The organism is Streptomyces sp. P9(2023) (genome assembly GCF_032436795.1).
Taxonomy (GTDB): domain Bacteria; phylum Actinomycetota; class Actinomycetes; order Streptomycetales; family Streptomycetaceae; genus Streptomyces.
On sequence record NZ_JAUPWM010000009.1, the window covers coordinates 207420 to 229651 of the forward strand.

The window sequence follows — 22232 nt, forward strand, 5'->3', positions numbered from 1 at the left end:
CATCTATTTCATTAGCCGACATCGAGACGCAGGAGATCTTCCTCCGTCTCGCGCCGGACGATCACACGCGCCTCGCCGTCGCGGACGGCGACGACGGGCGGGCGGAGTGCGTGGTTGTAGTTGCTGGCCATGGAGCGGCAGTAGGCGCCGGTGGCCGGTACGGCGACGAGGTCGCCGGGGGCGATGTCGGCGGGCAGGAACGCGTCCCGTACGACGATGTCGCCGCTCTCGCAGTGCTTGCCGACGACGCGGACGAGCATGGGCGCGGCGTCGCTGGTCCGCGAGACGAGGGAGACGCTGTACTCGGCGTCGTACAGCGCGGTGCGGATGTTGTCCGACATGCCGCCGTCGACGGAGACGTAGGTCCGGAGGCCTTCGAGGGGCTTGACGGTGCCGACCTCGTACAGCGTGAAGGCGGTGGGTCCGACGATGGCGCGGCCCGGCTCGACGGAGATGCGGGGCGTACGGAGCCCGGCGGACTCGCACTCCCGCGTCACGATCTCGTTGAGCGCCTTGGCGATGTCGTGCGGCTCGCGGGGGTCGTCCTCGGAGGTGTAGGCGATGCCGAGGCCGCCGCCGAGGTCGATCTCGGGGAGCTCGACGCCGTGCTCGTCGCGTACCTCGGCGAGGAGCTGGACGACACGGCGGGCGGAGACCTCGAAGCCGGCCATGTCGAAAATCTGCGAGCCGATGTGGGAGTGGATCCCGATGAGCTCGAGCCCGTCGAGGCTCAGCGCGCGGCGCACGGCCTCGGCGGCCTGGCCGCCGGCCAGGGCGATGCCGAACTTCTGGTCCTCGTGGGCGGTGGCGATGAACTCGTGGGTGTGCGCCTCGACGCCGACGGTCACACGGATCTGGACGCGCTGGCGCTTGCCGAGGGACTGGGCGATGTGCGCGACGCGGACGATCTCCTGGAAGGAGTCGAGGACGATGCGGCCCACGCCGGCCTCGACGGCCCGGCGGATCTCTTCCTCGCTCTTGTTGTTGCCGTGGTAGGCGATGCGCTCGGCGGGCATGCCGGCGGAGAGTGCGGTGCTGAGCTCGCCGGCGGAGCAGACGTCGAGGTTGAGCCCCTCTTCCGTGAGCCAGCGGACGACGGCGCGGGAGAGGAAGGCCTTGCCCGCGTAGAAGACGTCGGCGTCGGCGCCGAAGGCCTCGGCCCAGGCGCGGCAGCGGGCGCGGAAGTCGGTCTCGTCGAGGAAGTAGGCGGGGGTCCCGAACTCCTCGGCGAGCTGGGTGACACCGAGCCCGCCGACGGTGGCCTGTCCCTGGTCGTCACGGCTGACGGTCCGCGCCCAGACCTTGGGGTCGAGGACGTTGAGGTCGGCGGGCGGGGCCGTGTAGTGGCCCTCGGGGAAGACGTCGGCGTGGCGGGGCCCGGCGGGATGGGCGGATCGGCTCATGTCTGCATCTTTCAAATCTCGTGGGGTGCGCGGATGCCGAGCAGGGTCAGGCCACCGGCGAGCACCACCCCGGCGGCTTCGGCGAGCGCGAGCCGGGAGCGGTGGGCGGCCGAGGGTTTCTCGTCGCCGAGGGGCAGGACGGTGTGCTGGAAGTCGAGCAGCGCGTCGGCGACGACTTCGAGATGCCGGGCGACCCGGTCGGGGGCGCGATGGCGGGCGGCGGCCGCGAGGACGGCGGGGTGGTCGCCGAGGGCGCGGAGGAGGTCGGGGTTCTCGACGGGCTCGGAGGCGTCGCCGCGGAACCCGGTCTGTGCGGCGTTCCTCGTCAGGGCGTGGGTACGGGAGTGGGCGTACCGGACGCGGAAGAGGGGGTTGTCGTCGTGCTGGCGGAGGAGCTCGTGACCGACCCTGGCCTGATCGTGCGCGGCTGAGGCGAGCAGCCCCCAGCGGGCGGCGTCGAGCCCGAGGCTGTCGAGGAGCCCGGCGGCCGTGTACGGGACGGGAAGGGGGGCGATGTCGGTGGCCAGGCGGCCCCGGGCGCCCTGCGCCTCGATCCGTACGCCGAGCTCGGTCCAGTCGGGGTCGGCGGTGTCCTCGCAGTACGTGCGGACGGCGTACCCCTGGGAGACGAGGATGCGCCGTACCGCGTCGGCGGTGACGGCGGCCCGGACGTCGGCGCGGTAGGTGGGCTGGGCGACCGCGCCGGTGGGCTCGCGCCATCCGTACCGGGGGCCGCGCTCAAGGATCTCGCGTACGAGATCCTGCTGGGCGCCGGTGTGCAGGGTGAAGTTGAGGAACCCGGGCCCGGTGATGTCGACGGCGGCGAGCCCGGGGCTCCGGTCGAGCCGGTCACGGAGGATGGCGGCGACGTCGAGGGGCGGGCGGCGAGCGGCTCGGGCGAGGGTGAGGGCGACGTTGCTGGCGTAGTCGCCGCGGCCGCCGGGCCGGGGTCGCTCGACCTTGATGCGCTCGGGAACGTCGTGGGCCGCGACCTGGAGCGCACCGTCGTCGACCGCACGGCGCACGGCGTGCAGCACGGTGAGGGAGAGGTCCGCGGGGGTCACGGGACAAGCGTATGGGAGAAGGGGGGTCGGAACGCCAACCGGTTTCGCGATGCGGTCACCGCGGCCACTAGGGCCGGGTACCGGCGCGCCCGACCCCGTGTCTGCCGTCGTGACTTCCGTCGTGACTTCCGTCGTGTCTGGCGTCGCGTCTGGCGTCGAGACTTCCGTCATGTCTTTCGTCGTGCCGGCCGTCGCGTCTTTCGTCGCGTCCGCTGCCGTCGTGTCTTCCGTCGATCGCCGACGGCCCCTCCTGTCCGCCACGGCGCTCCCCGGGCTCCCGCCCGTCGCGGTGCATGAGCTTGCGTACGACGCGTACGAGCTCGGCGGGTTCGAAGGGCTTGGCGAGGAAGGCGTCGACGCCGAGGGCGACACCGCTGTCCATCTCGTACTGCGTGCAGGCACTGACGATGGCGACGGGCAGATGACTGGTGAGCGGATCGGACCGCAGCCGCTCGGCGGTGCGCAACCCGTCCAGCCGGGGCATGACGACGTCGAGCGTGACGACATCGGGCTGTACCTGATGCACGACATCCAGACACTCGGCACCGTCGGCCGCGGTCACGACCTCGAAGCCCTCAAGCTCGAGATTGACCCTGATCAACTGCCGGATCACCCGGTTGTCATCGACAACGAGCACCCGACCGGACATGCCTGACACACGACGAGAGTAGGTCGCAGGAAGTGGCTGCGTCCGGGTTTTGCCCACTTCCGACCCGTGAGGGGGAACGCGGGGTCGGTGACTCGACGGAAATACCTGTTCACAGCCACGGCTCGGATGCTGGTAGGGTTCTACCCGTCGCCGCCGAACGCGGCGGACGCCCCCGTAGCTCAGGGGATAGAGCAACGGCCTCCGGAGCCGTGTGCGCAGGTTCGAATCCTGCCGGGGGCACTTCGCAGGAAGTGCCCGAAGAGACCCCGCCGTCAGCGTAAAGCTGAGGACGGGGTCTTCTTGCGTGGTCAGCCGTGCGTGCGTACGGGTCGAGGCATCGGGGGGCGTCGTGGGTGACATGTGGGTGGGCGAGAAGGTGCGCCTGCGGGGTGTCGAGCCGGAGGACTGGGAGGGGTTCCGGGCGCTCGCCGAGCACAGCGTCGACGTACGCAAGGCGGATCTCGTCGAGCTGCCGCGCTCGGCGGAGGGCTTCCGGTCCTGGACCGCGGAGCGGGCCGGGCGTGAGCCGGGCGGTGACGCTTTCCGGCTGGTCGTCGAGACGCTGGGCGACCGGGCGTTCGCGGGGTCCGTGACGGTCGGGGAGACCGACGCCCGTGCGGGACGGTTCAAGGTGGGGATCGAGATCGTCCGCGATCGGCGCGGCAACGGTTACGCCAGGGAAGCCACGGAGCTGATCCTCACGTTCATGTTCGCCGAGCGGCGGTTCAACAAGTGCGAGGTCGAGGTCTACGCGTTCAACGAGGCGTCGCTCGCTCTGTACCGACGGCTCGGTTTCGTGGCGGAAGGACGGCTCCGGCAGCACGAGTTCTTCGCCGGCGGCTACCACGACGTCGTACTGATGGGCATGACCGCGGACGAACACTGGGCCACTCACCCACGTCCGTCACTGCACTGACGAGGGTGCTCCACCGGCTGTCGTCGGAGTCGATGGAACGGTCCCGGCGCGCCGCCATCGCCTACACTCGAAGACTCCTGCGTCCGCTGGTGGGCAAGGGTGATCTTCGTGGAGGGTAGGAAGTTGTCGCAGCTCAACGAGATCCACTCGGGCGACTGCCTCGCGTGGCTGACGAAGCTCCCGGACGACAGCGTCGACACCATCATCTCCTCCCCTCCCTACAACATCGGGAAGTCCTACGAATCGCGCACTCAGCTCGCTGAGTACATGGATCTGCAGGCGCGGGTTCTCCGTGAATGCCACCGGGTTCTCAAGGACACGGGCTCCATTTTCTGGCAGGTCGGGGTGTACGCCGACAAGGGCGTGCACATCCCGCTGGACGTGAAGTTCTTTCCCGTACTCGAAGAGTTGGGGATGGTCCCCAGGAATCGCATCGTGTGGGTGCGGCCGCACGGCCTGCACGCCAAGAACAAGTTCTCCGCTCGCCATGAGGCGATCCTCTGGTTCTCCAAGGGAGAGGAGTACAAGTTCTTTCTCGACGAGATTCGGGTTCCGCAGAAGTACCAGAACAAGAAGTCCTGGCGGGGCGACAACAAGGGCGAGCTGACCTGCAACCCGCTCGGGAAGAACCCCGGCGACATCTGGCTCTTCCAGAACGTCAAGCACAACCACGAAGAGCAGACCGTGCACCCCGCGCAGTTCCCGGAGGACATGGTGGCGAGGATGCTCCTCGCGACCACCAAGCCGGGGGACGTCGTGCTGGACCCCTACATGGGGACGGGGACCGTCGCCGTGGTGGCCCGCGACCACGGGCGGAACTTCCTCGGGGCGGAGCTGGACCCGACGTACCACGAGATCGCCATGCAGCGGCTCTCGGGAGAACCGGACGCGGATGGCGTCTTTCCGAACCTGAAGACGCTGCGCGACTACGTCGCGCGGACCGGTGAGTCGATCGACAAGTACCGGTTCCAGGTCCAGGTGGGGAACAAGGCGACCGAGCGAAGCAAGTCGAAGCGCTTTGACGAGGCGCACCACCTGGTGGAGCTCGAAAAGCGGCTGACCACCGAGGAAGAGGCGTTCGGCGGCCGACTCCGCGGCGACTCGGACGGCCTGCCGAACCTCCCGAGCGTGCCGAACCAGGACGCCCGGGAGACGGAGACCGAAGAACCGATCGTCCTGTTCTAGACGAAGGGGGTCGACCCGTTTCGGGCCGACCCCACGACGCGACGTCAGCCGTCGTACGTCAGAGCTGAGCGGTCAGGTTCGCCGATCGCCGGCCGGCCTTGGCGGGCTTCCAGGCGACGTCGAATTCCCGGTATTCACCGGCGACCACGCTCCTGGACGTCCTTCCGGCGTAGTTGTTCCACGAGGCCGACACCGTCGTGGCGTTCGGCTCTATGGTCAAGCCGACCAGACGAATGGCCAGATCCAGGTCGAGGGTGGCCCGAGCCTTCTCGAGCTGCGCCTTCCCCTGCTCGAAGTAGAGCGTGCTCTGCGACGCGGGCAGGCAGCCGCTCTTGGTGACGACCAGCAGGGCCTTCGGAGAATCCATCATCCCCGCCAACAGCCAGCCGTTCCGGGCGACGACCTGGCTGCGAACGATGTTGTTCCAGAGGAACGGATAGTTCGAGAACTGCCACTCCGCGAGCACCGCGTTCTTTCCGGCATCCCAGTCGGTGCCGAATGCCGTCAGGTCCGGAGGCAGCGAGATCTTCCCCCACCCGAACGCGGCGGCCCCTTCGGTGAGCGCCTTGTTCGTCCCCTTCGGATCGAAGATGGCCTTACCGTCGAGACCGGCCTGACCACTCGGCTGCAGCTGAAGCGTCAGGCCGTCCAGCACCGACTGGATCTCCGACCACTCCTCGGCACCCTCGGTGCTGAAGTAGTCGTCGGCCCCGAAGAAATCCGCAATCTCATACAGCACGCAAGCGCCCTTCCCCCAGCGATCGTTGGCGATGATCTTACAAGGGGCGACGAGGAGCGGATCAGCTTCGTTTGAAGAACTCGACTTCTGCCACGGCCAGGTGGCGGCCCTCGGAGAGGCCTGTTGCTTCGTGGAGGGTCAGTTGGACGGAGACGACGTCGCTGTAGCCCGTCTGGATCGTCTGGGGGCCTGGTTTGTCGGCCAGGGTGATGGTCTTCTTGTGGGTCTTGCCGTCCTCCGCCGTCACCAGCAGGTCCGCGCGGATCGGGCGGGCCTGGCTGCGGAAGGTCTCCGCCTTCTTCGAGGTGCCGGTGTGGACGACCACGTCCACCAGGCGGAACGGGGAGCGGAAGGTGAAGTTGAGGGAGTCGCCCACCTTCGGGGCGCCCCAGTAGGTGTTGCTCAGGCCGTCCGTCGCCAGCGCCGCCCCGTGCTTCGGGACCGATGCGCTCGCCTCGACCGACTGCGCCGTGATCGGGGTCGCCTTGCCCAGCTTGTCCCGCACGTCCTCGTAGAGCCAACGGCCCGCCGGGATCAGGAAGTAGCCGCCCACCACCAGGCCCAGCAGCACCAGGACGATGATCAGGCGGCGCAGGAACTGGCCCGAGCCCGAGCGCACCCTGCGTCGGAACGGCCACACCGTGCGCCACCACGGCAGCGGTGCCGCCGGGGCCGCCTGGCTGAGCGGGGTCGCACAGCGGCGGCAGAAGCGGCGGCCCCGGGCGTTCCGCGTGCCGCAGGCCGGGCACGGCAGGCCGTCCTGCGGCTCGTCCTCCGCCCCCCGACGTACCTTCGGGCGCTGCGCGATCGGCTTCGCCGGCTTCACCGCCCCTACCGCCCCCACCGGGGGTTCCTCCGGCTGTGGTCTCGGCGTGGGGATCGGCGTGGGAGTGCGGGGCGGGACGGGGCTGGGCGTGGGCCCGTTCGTGGGGCTGTGCGTGGGCTTGGGTGGGGCGATGGGAGCCGGCGGGGGCGGCGAGGCCGGCCGACGCCTGGACGTCTGCTGCGGCTCCGAATCGGGCTCGTTCGTGGCATCGGGCTCGTTCGTGGGAGCGGCGATGTCGATGGAGATGTCCGGTGTGAGTTCCGGCGGGAGTTCCGACTGGAATCCCCTCAGGATTCCCCTCAGGAATCCCGTCTGGGGTTCCGCCGGGATGTCCACCGGAAGGTCCGGCAGGAGTTGCGACGGGATCTGCGTCGGGAGCTCCGGGGCGGCCGCCAGTGGCGAGGGGAACTGGAGTCCCGGGGTCTCCTCCGCCGGCTCCTCCTCCGCCCTCCGGCGTTCCCTGTCCCTGTCCCTGTCCTGTTCCCGATGCTTCTCCTTCGCCGTCTCCTCTTCCTGTGCCCAGCCCACGTACGCGCCGCAGTTGCCGCAGAAGTCGTCCGTGTCGCCGTTCGCCGTGCCGCAGTCCTGGCAGGTGCGCATGGTCAGTTACCTTCCTCGGCCGGTGGGCCGGTGAGGATCTCCACTCGGCACGTCAGGTGAACCGGGCAGGATGACATGACTACGTCCAGGACCTCGCGGGCCGTCACCGGCCGGGGGCCCGTCGGCCAGGCTCGTACCAGGAGTTCGCCTGTCGGAGCAGGTGGCAGTGCCGCGTTCGGGGTGCTCGACCACGTGGCTCCGCCGCCGTCGATGATCTGGGCCTCCACGCCCAGGCACAGGCGCAGGCGTTCCTCCAGGCCGCGGCGTGTGCCGCGCCAGCGGTGGAGTTCCATCGCTCGGGCCACGACCGTCCTGGCCAGTTCCTCCGGCCACTCCTCGTCCAGGTCCACGCCGAGCCAGGTCGAGAGCCAGCGCAGGAAGTCCGGGGGCGTGAGCGCCGGGTCGAAGTACGCGGGGAGGTTGTCCAGGGTGGAGAAGACCGGGGCCAGGACGGTGTCCAGGCCCGCGGTGAAGCGTTGCGCCAGGTCGTCGTCCGCGTACAGGGCCGGCAGCAGGCCGCCGATCGGGACGCGGCTCGGCAGACCGGGGACGGATGCTCTGGTCACGCGCCGCCGCCCAGGTCACCCGGAGCGACGACCACCTGGTGCTGGTACGAGAAGACCAGGGCGTTGCGCGCCACGTCGATCCGCTCGACCGGGGCGCCCCGGCGGCCGGTCACCGGGTCCGCGGGGAACAGCTTGACCTCCTCCACCAGGGCGTTCCGCGCCGCCCGTTGGAGCACCGCGAAGACCTCTCCGTACTGGACGGGCCGGCCGAACGACCAGCCCGTGCCGTCGGCGCCGCCGTGCAGCGGGTTCAGGTGCCGGAACAGCGCGGCCAGCGCGTCCTCGCGCACCCGGTCCACGTCCTGCGGCTCGGCGATCAGCCGGGCCACCACCGTGACGCCCTGGTACGCCGGGGGTTCCACCACGAGGCGCGTGCCGACCAGGCGGCGCTCGTCAAGGCGTGCCGTGATCGCCGACAGGGCCTGCTCCGAGGGGATCAGCTGCTCGAAGCGCAGCCGGTCGTCGCCCTCGTCCGCCACCGCGTCCGGCACGATCAGGACCCGTACCGCGCCGCCCTCCCCCGCCACGGCGGGCAGACAGCGCACCCGCCGTACCGAGGGGGCCGCCTCGCGGGCGATGAACTCGTAGTCCTGGGCGGTGACCGCACGGTCCCGGATCCGCAGGACGTGCGGGGCCCGCACCTTCGCGTTGTCGACGGTCTCGCCGTCGACCCCGCCGCGCGCCGCCTCACGGTTCTCGACCCGGGCGACGTACGGGACGGAGCTGCGCAGGACCGAGATCGCGCCGCGCGCCACGTTGCCGCCGGCGCCGCCGCCGGTGCGGTAGCGCGTGACCCGCACCTGGGCGCCCTGGTCGGGCACGGCGCCGTAGGTGCGCACCGTGCCGTCCGGCTCGCGCAGTTCGGGCGGGAAGGTGAACTCGCCCGTCGTGGCGTCCACGACGACGTGCCGGTCGGTGGGTGAGGAGGCGCCGAAGTGGTCCACCTGCGTCCAGGTCTCCCAGCCTTCCCCGGCCGACACCTCGACCAGCGGCGGTTCGCCGTCGAGCAGGATCGGCGGACGGTGCAGCCGGAACCGCTGGCCCGCCACCCCGTCGGAGGCGCCCAGCATGGTGTCGTGGACCGTCTCCGCGTGCTCAACCGTCATCGTGCCGCCGACGGTGAACACCTCCGCCTCGCGGACGGTCGGCGACACGGAGTAGAACGGCTGGCCCGCCTCGGGGGCGGTGACGCGGCAGCGCAGCCAGCCGGCCCGGGTGCCCGCGACCACGGAGGCCGTGTGACCCGCCGGTACGAAGACGATGACCTCGCCGGGCCGGTTGAGGCCGCCCGTGGTGTCCGAGTCGGTCTCGCACAGCGCCCATCGCGCGCCGTCCCAGGCCTCCCACACCAAGGGCGGCTGCCTCGGGTCGACACCGACGCCCTCGACGCGGCTGTCCAGCTGGACGGCGACGATGCAGCGCGGGACCGCGGTCGGCAGGCCGAACAGCACGGCGTCCCCCGGGGCCGGAGCGGCCTGGAAGCAGGGGATGTCCCGGCCCTCGGCGAGGGCGGCCGTGCGGTCGGTCTGCTCGCCGCCCGCGTGGGCGGTGACCAGACGGGTCAGGGAGCTGGGCACGATCGGCAGGTCGGCGATGGTGCCGAAGGCCACCCCCTCCTCCGTCTCCCCGCGTTCGGTCGCCACCTCGACGCCCGCCCGCAGCATCACCGTGTCGGGCTGGGGCGCGGACAGCCAGAAGTCGACCTCCGCCGTCGCCGCCGTCGGTGGGAAGAGCCTGACGCCCAACAGGTCCAGGAAGGCCATGTAGTTCTTGTCCGGGACGCGGTTCAGCCGGTAGAGCAGCTGGTCGACCATGTACGCGAAGGTCTCGATCAGCGTGACTCCGGGGTCCGACACGTTGTGGTCGGTCCACTCCGGCGTCCGCTGCTGCACGTACCGCTTCGCCTCGTCGACCAGCTGCTGGAACCGCCGGTCGTCCAGGTTGGGTGAGGGCAGCGCCATCAGCGCACTCCCGTCTCGTCGGAGCCCTCGGTGGAGGGGATGGAGTAGAACGGGAAGACCAGGTTCCGCAGGTCGTTGGTGGACCGGATCGTGTACCGGACGTCGATGTAGAGGACGCCCTCGTCCACGGCGTCGAACGCGACCACCACGTCGTCGACCTCGATCCGCGGCTCCCACCGCTCCAGCGCCGTCCGCACCTCGTGGCCGATCCGGCCGGCCGTCTCGTCGTCACCCGGCGCGAACACGTACTCGTGGATCCCGCAGCCGAACTCGGGGCGCATCGGGCGCTCGCCCGGAGCCGTACCCAGGACGAGGCGGATGGCCTCCTCGATCTCCCGGTCGCGCTCCACCATCCCGATTCCGCCGGTGGGGCTCACCCGGAGCGGGAAGCCCCAACCGCGGCCTATGAACCGCTCGCTCACAGCGGCCCCCCGATGAGGACGTTCGGCGCACCCGCCATGATCTTCGATCCGCACACCGTGTCGTCCGTCGCGCAGGCGGCCGGCAGCCCACCGATCAGTACGCGGCGGGTGGCGGCCTGCGGGCTCGGCTTGACCAGGTTGGTGAGGGCGAGGTACGCGTGCGGCCCGCAGACGTTCACGCTTCCGGTCACCGCGGCCGGCTTGCCGCCGATGAGCACGGTGGCGACCCTGGCGGTGAAGGGCCCGGGCGGCGGGGTGCCGAGGGCACCGCCGTGGGCCGTGGGGTCTCCTACGCGCGCTGCGGGAGGCATTCACATACTCCTTGCTGATGACGAGGTCGAAGCGGTACGGGGTGGGAGGCCCGGTGGGCGGATCAGTTGAGGTTGATGACCGCCGCCTTGACCGTCGCCGCCGTCCCGCCGGTGACGGTGACCCCGGTCTTGGCGCTGATGTTCATCGTGGTCCTGGCGTCGATGTTCATCGCGGTCTTGCTGTTGATGTTCACCGTCCGGCCGTTCAGGTTGAGGGTGCCCATCCCCGCGTCCAGCGTGATCTCCGTCGGGGTCAGCGTCATCGACGTCAGCGGGCTTCTGCCGCCCGGTCGGTAGACGGTGACGTCGATCTGGTTGAGGCGCTCGTCGAGCTTCACCTCCAGCCGCTTGTTGCCGCTGGCCAGCCGTATCCCGGACACACCGGTCCTGGTGTCGAGCAGTTCGAGGCGGTGGCCCGAGCGGGACACCAGGGAGCGGCGCTGGATCTTGCCGCTGGTCTTGTCGACGAGCGGCACGTCGTGCTTCGACGGCTTGTCGACGCCGTTGTAGAGGCCGCCGATCACGTACGGGCTGTCCAGCAGCCCCTGTTCGAAGCCGACGAGGACCTCGTCGTTGACCTCGGGGCTGAAGACCCCGCCGCCGCCCTTGCCGCCCCACTGGACGGTCCGTACCCAGTCCGTCTCGTACTGCTCGTCGAGCCACGGGAACTTCAGCTGCACCCAGCCACGCTGCTGCCCGCCCACCTCACGAACGTTGGTGACCACGCCGATGGCGAGACCCGGCATCCGCGCGGGGCGCGCGGGCGCGCCGCCGCCCGAGGCGAGGCCGAGGAGGGAGCGGTCGGGCGAGGCGCTGACCACGACCGTCGTACGGTAGCCGCCCACCGGCTCCAGGACGTGGTGGACGGCGGTGGCTGTGTACCTGCCGGAGAAGTCGGCGCCCACGTTGCCGAGGGTGACCGGCTTGCCCGCGCGAAGCCCGGGGTTCCCCTCGACGACCGCCTCGAACTCGCCGAACCCGGCGCTCACCGACGCGGCCACGGAACCGGCCACGTGCCTCGTCTCGGCCTGCGTACGGTACGGGGTGTCGGCGACGGTGATCTGCGCGGTCTTGCCGAACATGGACGCCTTCGACGGGGAGAGCCCCGGGACGAAGGTGTCGCTGCGGACGGAGGGCTTGCTCGCGACCAGCGGGGCCTTGGTGTTCACGTTCCAGCCCCGCACCTCCACCTTGCTCGCCCCGTCGGCGCCCGTCAGGACGGCACGGAGGGCGAGCAGGTTGGCCCCGTACTCCAGGACCATCGGGTTCGCGCTCGCCCGGGTGGACGGGGCCGGCGCGGACGAGGCGGGCTTCGGCTTCACGAACTGGAGCATGCCCTTCTCGTCGACCCGCACATGGGCGCCGCTCTCCCCCGCCAGGTACTGGAGGAACTCCCAGTCGGAGACGTTGGGTTGGGAGATCTGCTTGTGCGTGACCGGCGCGGCCTCGACCTTGCCGACGGGCAGACCGGCCCCGGCGGCGATCTTCTTGACGATGGCCGCCGTCGTCAAGTTGCGGAACGCGACGACCTTGCGGCCACGCTGGAGGCGGTGCACCTTGGAGTGCGCGCGGATCACCGTGAACGAGCCCGTGTTGTCGTGGTCCAGCTCCAGCGCCGTCACCTCGCCCGTGAACAGCCGCACCTTGGACGGCCCGGCCTGGGCGGTCGCGACCGAGATCTTCAGTGGTGTGCCGATGCTGATCCCGGTGGCGGTGAGCAGTTGGTGGTCCGGGTCGCGGTACGTCACCAGGGCGGTGTCCGGCAGTCCCACGTTCTCGTCGACCACGCAGCTGACCAACTGCTTGACCCAGGCGTCCGGCAGTGGGGCCGGGGCCTCGACGATCGGGTCGGCCGCGAACGACCGGCCGCGTCGGTCCGGGCTCATCGTTCCTCCTCCGGGGTCTCGTCCTCGGTGCTCGGCACGATCAGTTCCGTACCGGGCACGAGCACCATGGGGTCGTCGACGCCGTTGGCCTCGGCGATGACGCGCCAGGCGGTGGCGTCGCCGTACTCGCGCCAGGCGAGCAACGGCAGGCTGTCGCCCGCGACGACGCGGTGCGTACGGCGTGCCTCGCGCGAGCCGGACGTCGGGTTCTGGCCCGCCGGGTCGACGCTCGCCTCCTCGATGGAGAGCGAGCAGGTGGCGCGCAGCGGCTTCCCGTCGACGTCGAAGAGGCTGTAGTTGACGGAGAAGTTGGAGAGCACGCCGTCGAACGAGGTCGTCTTCGACGTACCCCATTCGAACCGCACCCAGGGGCTGGCCGGCGTCTTGCGGGCCAGGCTGGCCTTGGTGGGCACGAGGGCGATCATGATCTGCTGGACGGCCTTCTCGACGGAGTTGTCGTGCTTGGCGGTCGCGTCGAGGAAGACCTCCAGCGAGAGCGACCGCGGTCCGCTGCCGACGAACTCGGGCAGGGCCGACTGGCCGGCCATCCGGGAGGGCGTGCGCCGCCACTCGGTGGTCTTGCTCATCGACAGGGTCGACGGGTTGAACTGGAGCTTGACGCGGGCGAGAGTGCCGCCGGGCTTGGCGCCGACCTTCGTGGGCGGTTCCATGATCGTCAGTTGGGCTTGGGTGCGGTTGGCTCGGCCGCGTGCCATCGGGTACGTACCTCCTCTCGTCGGGTGGGGTGCCGGCTGTCAGGACGGGCGCAGGCCCTCGTGGGCGATCTCCAGGGTCTCCGTCGCGACCTGGGAGCTGGCCGGGTCGAAGGACGGGCCCTGCCAGCGGACCGGGACGATGCCGAGCACCTGCCAGCTGACGATGCGGCTGAGGTCGGGCCGGAGCGCGACGATCTCGCCGTCCTTGGGCTCGACCCGCCTGACGATCTCGTCCAGCCAGCGGGCGATCTTGGCGGTGTCCTTGGTGACCGGGCGGGTCAGGGTGATGTTGGACCAGGTGATCCGGCCGGGGAGCTGCCAGGCGAACCCGTTGTTGCCACCCTCCGCGTACTGCTCCATCTCCACCTCGGCGCCGAGACCGGAGCAGCTGTGGAAGGCGCCCAGGTCGTTGCCGCCGATCGCGAGCCGGAAGAACACGCTCGTCGCGACGATGCTGTCCGTCATCTCTCTCCTTGCCCGGGGGGCGCGTTCTGTGGTGCGGGGGTGGTGGCTTGGTTCAGCGGCGGTTGTCGTGCGGGCGGCCGGTGCGTTCGCGTCCGCGGCGCATCTCGGCCCGGAGCAGGCGGGCCACCGGGTCGATCAACTGGCGGGCCAGTTCGTCGAGTTCGCGGCCGCTCTTGGGGTTGGTGCTGGGGCTTGCGTCCGGGGTGGAGCCCTTGGCGGTGGTGGCTTTGCTGTCGGTGGTGGTCGTGGAGGGCGTGCGGGCCACCGGGGTCACCGGGACGCCGCTGAGGCCCGCCTCGGCCATCCGCTGGACGGCCTTGGCCTGGAGCTGCGGGCTTGCGGTCCGGCCCGTGACCACGGGCGGCGGGGGCGGCTCGGCCACGGCCCCGGGCCCTGCGCCCCTCGTGTACGTCATCGGCTGGGCGGCCAGGCGCTGCACGGGGGCGGCGGTGGGACCGGTGTGCGGCCGGGTGGACGAGGGGCTCGGGTCGAGACGTACGACGGGTACGGCGCGGGCGGTTGGGGCAGCGGGGGCGGTTGGGGTCCTCTGGGCTACGGGAGCCGCCGGTGCTGATGGTGCCAGTGGTGCTGCCGGCTGCGGAAGGGCGGCGCGTTGGACCGGGGGCAGGGTCGGAGGGCTCACCGGCTTGGTGGCGCCGGGGACGACCCCCGAAACCGGGTGGTCCGCCGGGCCGTTCGGGGAGCCGCCGTTCGTCGCCGGACGCCGCCGGGCGAGCAGGCCACGCCGGGGCGGTGCCGGCTCGTCGGCGGACCCGGCCTGGCGCGGGGGCCGGCCGGCGCGCTGGGCCCGGGGCGCGGACGCGGGTGCGCCGGGCTTGCCGGCGGCGCGCTGCACGGATGACGGGCGCGCGGGAGAGGGGGCCGGCGCGGGAGCGGCTGAGTTCGCCGACGGTTCGGGTGCGGGCTCCCGGCGCCAGTTGGCCACGACCACGGGGCGGGCGGTCGCGGCCGCCGAAGGCGCGGGCGCCGACGTGGAGAAGCCTTCGGTGGCGCGCGTACTGACGGCCAGCGGCCGGTCGGCGAGCAGTCGCCGCGAGCGCTGGACGGCGGGGACGACGCGGACGACGGGGGCCGTCCGTCCGGCACCGGAAGGTGTCGACGCGCGAGTGCCGGCCGGAGTACGCGACGTGGAGTCGGCCCGGTGCGCGGGGGCGGGGGTTCGCGCGACAGTCGGTCCCGACGAGGAGCCTCCCGCCGACGGGCCTCCCGACGACGGCGGCGTGGATCCGCCGCCGGTGGTCGGGGCTCCGCCCGGGCCGCCGGTCGTCTTCTCGACCGCCCGGGACACCGGGATCAGCGGCTCGGGACGCGGCTCGGCCGGGCTCGCGAGCGGGACAGCCGGGGTGGAACCCGACGACGAGACCTCCGCCGGGCCCGTCGCCCGCTGCACCGCGGGGGGCGACGGGACGGCCGGGGTCGACCCGGCCGAACGACCTGCCGACTCCCCGGTGTTCGTCGGGCCGGTCGTCTTCTCCACGGCTCGCGACACGGGAATCAGCGGCTCCGGGCGCGCGTCCGCCGGACGCGTGACCGGGACCACCGGAGTGGGTCCGGCCGTACGGCCCTCCGATGCCGGGGTGTTCGGAGTGCTCGGGGTGTTCGGGGTGCTCGGGGCGTCGCCGGTCGGACCGGTCGTCTTCTCGACGGCTCGGGACACCGGGACCAGCCGGTCCGGATGCGACTCGGCCGGACCCGCGAGCGGGACCGCCGGTGTGGAACCCGACGACGAGTCGTCGGCCGGGCCCGTCGCCCGCTGCACCACAGGCCCGGTCGAGGGAGTGTCCTGCGCTCCAGGGGTAGGTCCCGAGGGCTTGTCCACCGCACGGAACACCGGAACCACCGGAGTCGACCCGGTCGCGGAGGCGGGGGCCGACGGGGTGGCCGGGGTGCCCGAGTGGGGGCGTGCCGGCGTCGGGGTGTCCGTGGGCGCGCTCCCCCGGTCCACCGGGAGCGTGCGGCGCTGGACCGGCGCGTTGCCGCCCAGCAGGGGCGCCGCCGGCGTGGCCGTCGGAGGGAGTGAACGGAGCGGGGCCCCGAGACCGGAGCGACTCGGGCGGGGCGGGGTGGGTTCCGGCGTGGGTCCCGACGTGCCCTCGGGCTCGGCCATCCGACGCATGACGGGCATCGCCGGCCCGTCGCCCGGCGAGGCGGCGGTCGGCGGAGCGGCGGTCGGGGCCGGTGACGCCGGGCCGTCGATCCGCCGCGCCGTGGCGGGCAGTTCGCCGAGCGGGGCGCCGAGGCCGGGGCGGGACGCGGTGCGCGGGGCCGGGTCCGCGGTGGCGGCCGGTCCGGGCTCCGGGCGTACGGGACTGTCCTCGGGAGAGGGCTTGGTCGCCCGGTCGGCGATCGTGGCCGGGGTACGCGGCGGAACCGCGGCGAGGACACGCGGTGTCATCGCCGGGCGCCTGGCCACGACCAACGGGGTGCCGACCGGGCGCGGCCGGACGGGGGCGGCCGGCCGCGTCCGCCGGGGGGCGGCGGACGATTCGGGGGTCGTGGCTGCCGGGCCCGGGGTGCCGGGTCCGTTCGTGCCGGGTCCGTTCGTGCCGGGTCCGTTCGTGTCAGGTCGCGCGGCCCGGGTCGGAGTGGCGGGGCTGCCTGAACCGCCGGCCGCCGTGGATCCGCGCGACGATCCCGACGATCCCGACGATCCCGACGGCACGGCGTTCCCCGGTGTCTCGGAGCCCGTACGCCGGGACACGACCAGCGGGTCGGACGCCTCGGGACGGCCCGGTGCCGGCGCGGGCACCGCGGAGGGCCCGCTCGCGTCCGTCGTACGGCGCTGCACCGTCGGCGAGTCGGGGGCTCCCGGGCCCGCGCCCAGTACGGGCGCGACACTCGCCGGGCCGGTCTTCTCGGACCGCTCGGGGGCCTGCGTCGTGGGTCCCGGCACGGCGTCGGATTCGGAAGTCGTACGGCGGGACACGACCAGCGGGTCGGAGGCCTGGGGCCGGGAGCTCGCCCCCGGTGCGGCCGCCCGCTGGACCGGGCGCTCGGGCCCCGTGGTGCCCAGGCCCGCGCCCGTACCCAGGCCCGCGCCCGTACCCGCGCCCGTACCCGCCTCCGGCTCCGCGTCCCCGCCCACCGCGCGCAGCAGCAACGGGCCGCCGCCCGCGATCGGGGTCGTACGCGGGGCGGTGGCCGGGCGGGCGACGCCGTGGATCAGGCCGACGGGCGCCGACGGCATGAGGCCGTGGCCGAGCTCCTCCGTGAGCGTGGGGTTCTGCCACGCGGCGAGCCCGGAACGGAACCTGAGCCCGTCGCTGACGCCCAGGGCCGAGCGCGCGATGGTGACCGGCGCCGGGGCGACCTCGCGCCAGCCGCCGTCCCAGTCCGGCGGCCCGGCCGGGGCGGCCGAGGGTGAGGTGGCCTGAGCGGGCTCGCTTACAGCCGCGTCCCGCGACGCGGCCGCGGGCGACTCGGAGGACGTGGCCGACGCCGATGCGCCGCCGCCGTCCCGCCGGAACCTGTCCCAGAAGCCCATGCCCTCACCTCACCCGCCTTCGTTCACCCGTGTGTTGATCCGCGCTATCTCCCTCACCCACTGCTGCCGTTCGGCGTGGGTGAGGTCGAGGATGTCCTCGCGCTGCCAGTGGAAGTGGTAGGCGACGTACGCGATCTCCTCCCGCAACCGGGGAAGGGCGTACGTCACGATTCCCCCAGGCGCCCGCCCGAGAGGTCCACCTCGAAGGGGTTGTGGCAGTGCGGGCAGGTCACCGCGGCGTGCGTGTGCCCCTCGCTGTTGATCCGCCGGTAGAAGTCCTGGAGGAAGGCGACGTCGGTGGCGTACATGCGCTCGACGACTCCGGCGTGCACATCGGAGACCGTGCCCAGGCTGGTGATCACCTGGCTGAGCAGCACCACGCTCAGGTACGCCGGGTTCTCCTTCACCCGCAGGTCGATCTGCGGACGCAGCTCGTCCCGGGCCGTCGCGAGGCGCATGGTGCCCGTGCGATGGACCGTGCCCTCGTCGTCGACGTACCCGCGCGGCAGCTCGAAGGTGAACTCCGTGCGAAGTTCCTCGCGTTGCCGCGAAGGCGCCGAGGCGGGAGCCGGGGCCGCGGCGGCCGCCGGAGCGGCTGCCGCGCGTTCCGCGGACGCGGCGGCTTCGAGGAGTTCCTCCAAGCCGCCGGAGGTGACCGTCCTGCGCCTCATTCGATCACGATCTCCTCGAACGTGATGGTCACCGTCTCGGTGGCGGCGCTGGACTCGCCGGCCTTGAGCGACGGGCCCTCCCACTTGCTGGCCCAGCCCTGCATCAGCTGGATGCGGCGGACGGTCTCGCCGGCGGCGTCCTTGACCTCGATCGTGAGGTTCTGCCGGGCCGAGTCGACCTGGCCGTTCTCCAGCGTCTCCTTGACCCACTTGGTGAACTCGGTGCTCTTGTCCATGCCGCGGGTGATCGTCACCTCACCGGCCTGGCGCGCACCCGGCTGCTTGCGGATGAGCAGCTTGCCGTCCGGGGTCACCTGCTTGACCTCGACGACATCCTCCTCCATGGTCAGCCCGCTGACCTCCTGGATCGACTCCACCATGTAGCCGCCCAGCTGGATGCCGAAGATATGAGTGGAAAGAGCGTCGCCCTCTGCCATGACTGCTTGTCACCTTTTCCTGTTACTCGTTGACGAGGCTGGTGCTGTCGGAGAACTGCGAGAGCCGGAAGATCACGAACTCGGCGGGCTTGACCGGCGCGACACCGATCTCGCAGATCACCTGGCCGAGGTCGACCGACTCCTGCGGGTTGTTGTCGCGGTCACACTTGACGTAGAACGCCTCCGACGGCGTGCTGCCGAAGAGCGCGCCCCGGCGCCACTCCTCGCTGAGGAAGGCGGTGACATTCCGCCGGATGCTGGACCAGAGCCGGTCGTCGTTCGGCTCGAAGACCACCCACTGGGTGCCGAGGAGGATGGACTCCTCCAGGTAGTTGAAGAGCCGGCGGACGTTGAGATAGCGCCAGGCCGGGTCGGACGACAGGGTGCGGGCACCCCAGATGCGGATACCGCGGCCCGGGAAGGCGCGCACACAGTTCACGCCGATCGGGTTGAGCAGGTCCTGCTCGCCCTTGCTGAGCTTGATCTCCAGGTCGACCGCGCCGCGGATGACCTCGTTGGCGGGGGCCTTGTGCACGCCGCGCTCGCCGTCGCTGCGCGCCCAGACGCCCGCGACGTGGCCGCTCGGCGGGACGGTCTTGTTGCGGCCGGTGGCCGGGTCGAAGACCGAGATCCAGGGGTAGTACAGGGTGGCGTAGCGGGAGTCGTAGCCGGCCTCGTCCTGGCGCCAGGTACGGATCTTCTGCGCGTTCATCTGCGGCGGGGAGTCCAGGACCGCGACGCGGTCGCCCATCTGCTCGCAGTGCGAGATGACGGCGAGCTGGACGGTCCGCAGGCCCTCGTCGTCGATCTCGCCGCGCTGGTACGCGCTCATCAGGTCCGGTACGGCGACCATGGTGATCTCGTCGATGGCCTCGAGGCCGCCGAAGCCGGTACGGGCGGCGGAGTCGCCGACGTACTCGTTCGGGTCGAGCCGCGCGACGCCGCCGCCGGGGCCCTTGGCCGCGGGGGTCGCCGCCGGGGCGGCGGCCGCCAGCGCGTGCGTCTGCTTCTCGGGCTTGGTCTGGGCCGTGCCGGGCTGCTCGGCGACCACGACGAACTTCGACTGGCGGACCTGGTTGAGCAGGTAGCCCTTGACGTTCTTACGGATGGAGGCGTCGTACGTCTCCACCACCTCGCCGGCCTGGCGGACGATCAGCTTGAAGCGGTCCTCCGGCGGGTTGTCGCCGTCGGCGTCGGCGATCTCCACGGAGACCTCGGCGCCGGCGCCGGCCTTGGCCGACACCAGGAAGCCGCCGATCGCGACGGGCGCGGGCGCCTGGATCGGGGCGGGCTTGCCGCCGTCGACCTGGTCGGACGGGCCGCCGACGCGGACGACGTAGGCCGTGCCGCCGCCGTTGGCGAAGTAGCCGTAGACGGAGTGGGCGAGGTAGGTGCCCTCGGTGAATCCGCCGAAGTTCTGGACGTACTGGTCCCAGTTGGTCACCAGGGTCGGGCTGTGGAACGGCCCCTGCTCCGCGAACCCGACGAAGGCGGCAACCGCGGTGCCCACACCTTCGATCGGCCGCGCACCGGACTGCACCTCCTCCACATACACGCCCGGGGTCAGGTACGACGGCATACTCGCTCCTTCAAGTGGCCACTGGGTCACCACCGAGTCTCACTGCCGTGATGTGCCTGGTCATAGGCCCGGGAGTCCCCGCCGAAGGGCAACGGTGCTGCCTGAACGGGCAGGTGGGGTGAGGCAACCCGGCACCCCGGTCCGCCGTCCGGCGGTCCGCGCCGCCGCCTCAGCCGGCCGCCGGGGCCTCAGCCGGCCGCCGGGGCCTGCACCCGCCGCGCCCAGTGGCCGAACTCGCTCTCCAGGACCAGCCGGCCGAGCTTGCGGTACTCCTGCAGCACGGCCGAGACGACCTGCGCCATCCCCAGCGGCCCGCCCGCCTCGGCGGCGAGGTAGGCCGCGGTCACCGCGCAGGCGCGGATCGAGCCGCCCGCGAGCTCGAAGCGGTCCGCGCAGAACGCCAGGTCGAGGTCGTCGTCCCGGGGCATCTCGGGGCCGAGGCAGCGGTCCCACAGCGCGAGCCGCTGCCGGGCGTCGGGGATCGGGAAGTCGGCGATGACGTCGATGCGGCGGGTGAACGCCTCGTCCAGGTTGGCCCGGAGGTTGGTGGTGAGGACGGCGATCCCGTCGAAGGACTCCATCCGCTGGAGCAGGTACGCCGACTCGATGTTGGCGTTGCGGTCGTGCGCGTCCTTCACCTCGGAGCGCTTGCCGAAGATCGCGTCCGCCTCGTCGAAGAGCAGGACGCCGTTGACCTCGGACGCCTCGACGAAGATGCGCTCCAGGTTCTTCTCGGTCTCGCCGATGTACTTGTCGACGACGGTGGAGAGGTCCACCACGTAGAGCTCCATGCCGAGTTCGGCGGCCACGACCTCCGCCGACATCGTCTTGCCCGTACCGGACTCGCCGGCGAACAGGGCGATCACCCCGCGTCCGCGTCCGCCGCCGGGGCGCATCCGCCACCGGCCGAGGACCTGGTCGCGGTGGCGGGCGCGCAGGGCGAGTTCGCCGAGCTGGGCGCGGGTGGGCGGGGGCAGCACGAGGTCGTCCCAGCCGACGGCGGGTTCGATGCGGCGGGCCAGGCGTTCGAGGCCGGCGCCGTTCTGTCCGCGTACGGCGGCCCGCAGGTCCTGCGGGCCGAGGGGGCGGCGGGCGGCCGCCGCCGCGCGGACGGCGACCGTGGCGGCCTTGCGCACCTGCTCGGCGTCGAGGCGGTACGAGACGACGGCCGGGCCGAGTTCGTCGTCGCCGGGGACGGCGACGGGCGCGCGGACCGCCTCCGTGGCCTCCGTCAGGGCCTGGCGCCACTGGGCGACCGTCCGGCTGCCGGTGGGCGGGCCGACCGTGAACGGGACCGGGCTCTGGCGGGACCACAGGGGGTCCCAGTTCTTCGTCCCGTAGGTGATCAGCGGGACGCCGGCCGCGGTGCCGCACAGCTCGCGCAACCACCGGGCGCGTTCCGGGCGTTCGGGTTCGAGCGCCTCGATCGGGCCGACGACTATGCCGCCGCCGCTCAGCCGGGCCTCGGTCGCCAGGAGGTGCGGGACCCGGGCGACCTCGGGGTCGGTGGCGAGGGCCGCGACGTCGAGGACCAGGGGCCGGCGGCCGGCGGCGGTGAGCGCGTCCACGGCGACCCGGCCGGCGTCGCCGCCGCGGGCCCGTACGTGGACCGGGCCGCTGCCGGTGGCGGCGGCCTCCGCGACCCGCAGCACCGTGTCCTCGTACGGCCCCGGGCCGCCGGATCCCGTGTCGACGAGGCCGGCGAGCCGGGCGTCGGGCTCGTCGTCCCCGAGCAGATGGGCGGCGACCCGGTCGGGGACCCGGAGGGTCCGGGAGAGGAACGGACGGTCGGGTTCCACGATCTCCAGGAGCCCGCCCCTGACCAGGGGCGCGGTGCCGGCGAAGCGGAACCGTCCCGGGCCCGCGGCGGGCAGCCCGCACAGGTCGAGGGCGAGCCCGATCGTCGGGCGGCGCCGGGTGAGGTCGTCGTTGAGGTAGCCGTAGAGCGGCTCGAAGCGGGCGTCGATGTCGGGGGCGAGGGCCACGAGGAGCAGCTCCTCGTCCGGCGGGAGGAGTCCGAAGGCCTCGGCGAGGCGGTGCAGCCGGGACCCGGGGGCGGCCTCGGCGCCGTCCGTCAGGCCGCCGGCAGGACCGCCCGTACCGGGGTGGTACGCCGCCGGGGCCGCGAGGATCCGCTCCGCCCCCTCCGGGGTGAGGTACTGGCCCCGGTAGGGGTCGTCCGGGGCCGGGTCGGTCGCGTGGCGCGCGGCGACCGCCTCGCGCACCCGCAGCTCGACGCGGGCGAGCCGCTCCCAGAGGTGGGTGAGCCCGGCCGGGTCCCCGTCGCGTTCCACGTCCACGTCCACATTCATGTCGTTCACGTACGTCCGT

Annotated in this window: 20 protein-coding genes and 1 tRNA gene; 3 read left to right on the forward strand and 18 right to left on the reverse strand. The window is 72.2% G+C overall.

Annotated elements, in window-relative coordinates; all coding sequences use genetic code 11:
• Positions 1–11 precede the first annotated feature (11 nt).
• The 3 genes from lysA to Q5762_RS16195 all read right to left on the reverse strand — a co-directional run bounded on the left by lysA (position 12) and on the right by Q5762_RS16195 (position 3125).
• Positions 12–1403 (reverse strand): diaminopimelate decarboxylase, encoded by a 1392-nt coding sequence (gene lysA / locus Q5762_RS16185; protein WP_315892796.1) that lies wholly within the window; start codon positions 1401–1403, stop codon positions 12–14.
• Between the two features lie 11 nt (positions 1404–1414).
• Positions 1415–2467: an ArgS-related anticodon-binding protein NrtL gene (nrtL, locus tag Q5762_RS16190; RefSeq protein WP_315892797.1), complete on the reverse strand. Its 1053-nt coding sequence runs from the start codon at positions 2465–2467 to the stop codon at positions 1415–1417.
• A 67-nt stretch (positions 2468–2534) separates the two neighbouring features.
• Complete coding sequence (locus Q5762_RS16195) at positions 2535–3125, reverse strand: response regulator (protein ID WP_399495175.1); 591 nt, start codon at positions 3123–3125, stop codon at positions 2535–2537.
• A gap of 159 nt (positions 3126–3284) precedes the next feature.
• On the opposite strand from Q5762_RS16195, the gene Q5762_RS16200 reads away from it, so the two are divergent.
• The 3 genes from Q5762_RS16200 to Q5762_RS16210 all read left to right on the forward strand — a co-directional run bounded on the left by Q5762_RS16200 (position 3285) and on the right by Q5762_RS16210 (position 5217).
• Positions 3285–3356: transfer RNA gene (locus Q5762_RS16200), tRNA-Arg, on the forward strand.
• Positions 3357–3465: 109 nt separating this feature from the next.
• Complete coding sequence (locus Q5762_RS16205; RefSeq protein WP_315892798.1) at positions 3466–4032, forward strand: GNAT family protein; 567 nt, start codon at positions 3466–3468, stop codon at positions 4030–4032.
• A gap of 108 nt (positions 4033–4140) precedes the next feature.
• Entirely contained in the window at positions 4141–5217 is a 1077-nt protein-coding gene (locus Q5762_RS16210; protein ID WP_315892799.1) for a site-specific DNA-methyltransferase, read from the forward strand.
• Positions 5218–5275: 58 nt separating this feature from the next.
• On the opposite strand, the gene Q5762_RS16215 is transcribed toward Q5762_RS16210, so the two are convergent.
• The 15 genes from Q5762_RS16215 to Q5762_RS16285 all read right to left on the reverse strand — a co-directional run bounded on the left by Q5762_RS16215 (position 5276) and on the right by Q5762_RS16285 (position 22213).
• Positions 5276–5956: a hypothetical protein gene (locus Q5762_RS16215; RefSeq protein ID WP_315892800.1), complete on the reverse strand. Its 681-nt coding sequence runs from the start codon at positions 5954–5956 to the stop codon at positions 5276–5278.
• 61 nt (positions 5957–6017) lie between these two features.
• Positions 6018–7382: an NADase-type glycan-binding domain-containing protein gene (locus Q5762_RS16220; RefSeq protein WP_315892801.1), complete on the reverse strand. Its 1365-nt coding sequence runs from the start codon at positions 7380–7382 to the stop codon at positions 6018–6020.
• A gap of 2 nt (positions 7383–7384) precedes the next feature.
• Positions 7385–7948 (reverse strand): phage tail protein I, encoded by a 564-nt coding sequence (locus Q5762_RS16225; protein ID WP_315892802.1) that lies wholly within the window; start codon positions 7946–7948, stop codon positions 7385–7387.
• On the reverse strand, positions 7945–9909 hold the full coding sequence (locus tag Q5762_RS16230) for a putative baseplate assembly protein (RefSeq protein WP_315892803.1): 1965 nt from the start codon (positions 9907–9909) through the stop codon (positions 7945–7947). Before Q5762_RS16230 ends, Q5762_RS16225 begins: the two co-directional genes overlap by 4 nt.
• Positions 9909–10331, reverse strand: a complete 423-nt coding sequence (locus tag Q5762_RS16235; RefSeq protein WP_315892804.1) for a GPW/gp25 family protein — start codon at positions 10329–10331, stop codon at positions 9909–9911. The genes Q5762_RS16230 and Q5762_RS16235 overlap by 1 nt, the downstream gene beginning before the upstream one ends.
• Positions 10328–10642 (reverse strand): PAAR domain-containing protein, encoded by a 315-nt coding sequence (locus tag Q5762_RS16240; RefSeq protein ID WP_315892805.1) that lies wholly within the window; start codon positions 10640–10642, stop codon positions 10328–10330. Before Q5762_RS16240 ends, Q5762_RS16235 begins: the two co-directional genes overlap by 4 nt.
• Before the next feature lie 62 nt (positions 10643–10704).
• Positions 10705–12528, reverse strand: coding sequence for a VgrG-related protein (locus Q5762_RS16245; protein WP_315892806.1), 1824 nt, complete (start codon positions 12526–12528; stop codon positions 10705–10707).
• On the reverse strand, positions 12525–13244 hold the full coding sequence (locus tag Q5762_RS16250) for a LysM peptidoglycan-binding domain-containing protein (protein ID WP_315892807.1): 720 nt from the start codon (positions 13242–13244) through the stop codon (positions 12525–12527). Before Q5762_RS16250 ends, Q5762_RS16245 begins: the two co-directional genes overlap by 4 nt.
• Before the next feature lie 39 nt (positions 13245–13283).
• Positions 13284–13709, reverse strand: a complete 426-nt coding sequence (locus Q5762_RS16255; protein WP_315892808.1) for a phage tail protein — start codon at positions 13707–13709, stop codon at positions 13284–13286.
• A 52-nt stretch (positions 13710–13761) separates the two neighbouring features.
• The gene (locus Q5762_RS16260; protein ID WP_315892809.1) at positions 13762–17214 is read right to left on the reverse strand and encodes a hypothetical protein; all 3453 of its coding nucleotides are present in this window, start codon (positions 17212–17214) and stop codon (positions 13762–13764) included.
• 9 nt (positions 17215–17223) lie between these two features.
• On the reverse strand, positions 17224–17382 hold the full coding sequence (locus Q5762_RS16265; protein ID WP_018492281.1) for a DUF6760 family protein: 159 nt from the start codon (positions 17380–17382) through the stop codon (positions 17224–17226).
• Entirely contained in the window at positions 17379–17885 is a 507-nt protein-coding gene (locus Q5762_RS16270; RefSeq protein WP_315892810.1) for a hypothetical protein, read from the reverse strand. Before Q5762_RS16270 ends, Q5762_RS16265 begins: the two co-directional genes overlap by 4 nt.
• A complete protein-coding gene (locus tag Q5762_RS16275) occupies positions 17882–18322 on the reverse strand; it encodes a phage tail protein (RefSeq protein ID WP_315892811.1) in 441 nt (146 codons plus the stop codon). Before Q5762_RS16275 ends, Q5762_RS16270 begins: the two co-directional genes overlap by 4 nt.
• Positions 18323–18344: 22 nt before the next feature.
• Positions 18345–19901: a phage tail sheath family protein gene (locus tag Q5762_RS16280; RefSeq protein ID WP_315892812.1), complete on the reverse strand. Its 1557-nt coding sequence runs from the start codon at positions 19899–19901 to the stop codon at positions 18345–18347.
• 188 nt (positions 19902–20089) lie between these two features.
• Positions 20090–22213: an ATP-binding protein gene (locus Q5762_RS16285; protein WP_315892841.1), complete on the reverse strand. Its 2124-nt coding sequence runs from the start codon at positions 22211–22213 to the stop codon at positions 20090–20092.
• Positions 22214–22232 lie beyond the last annotated feature (19 nt).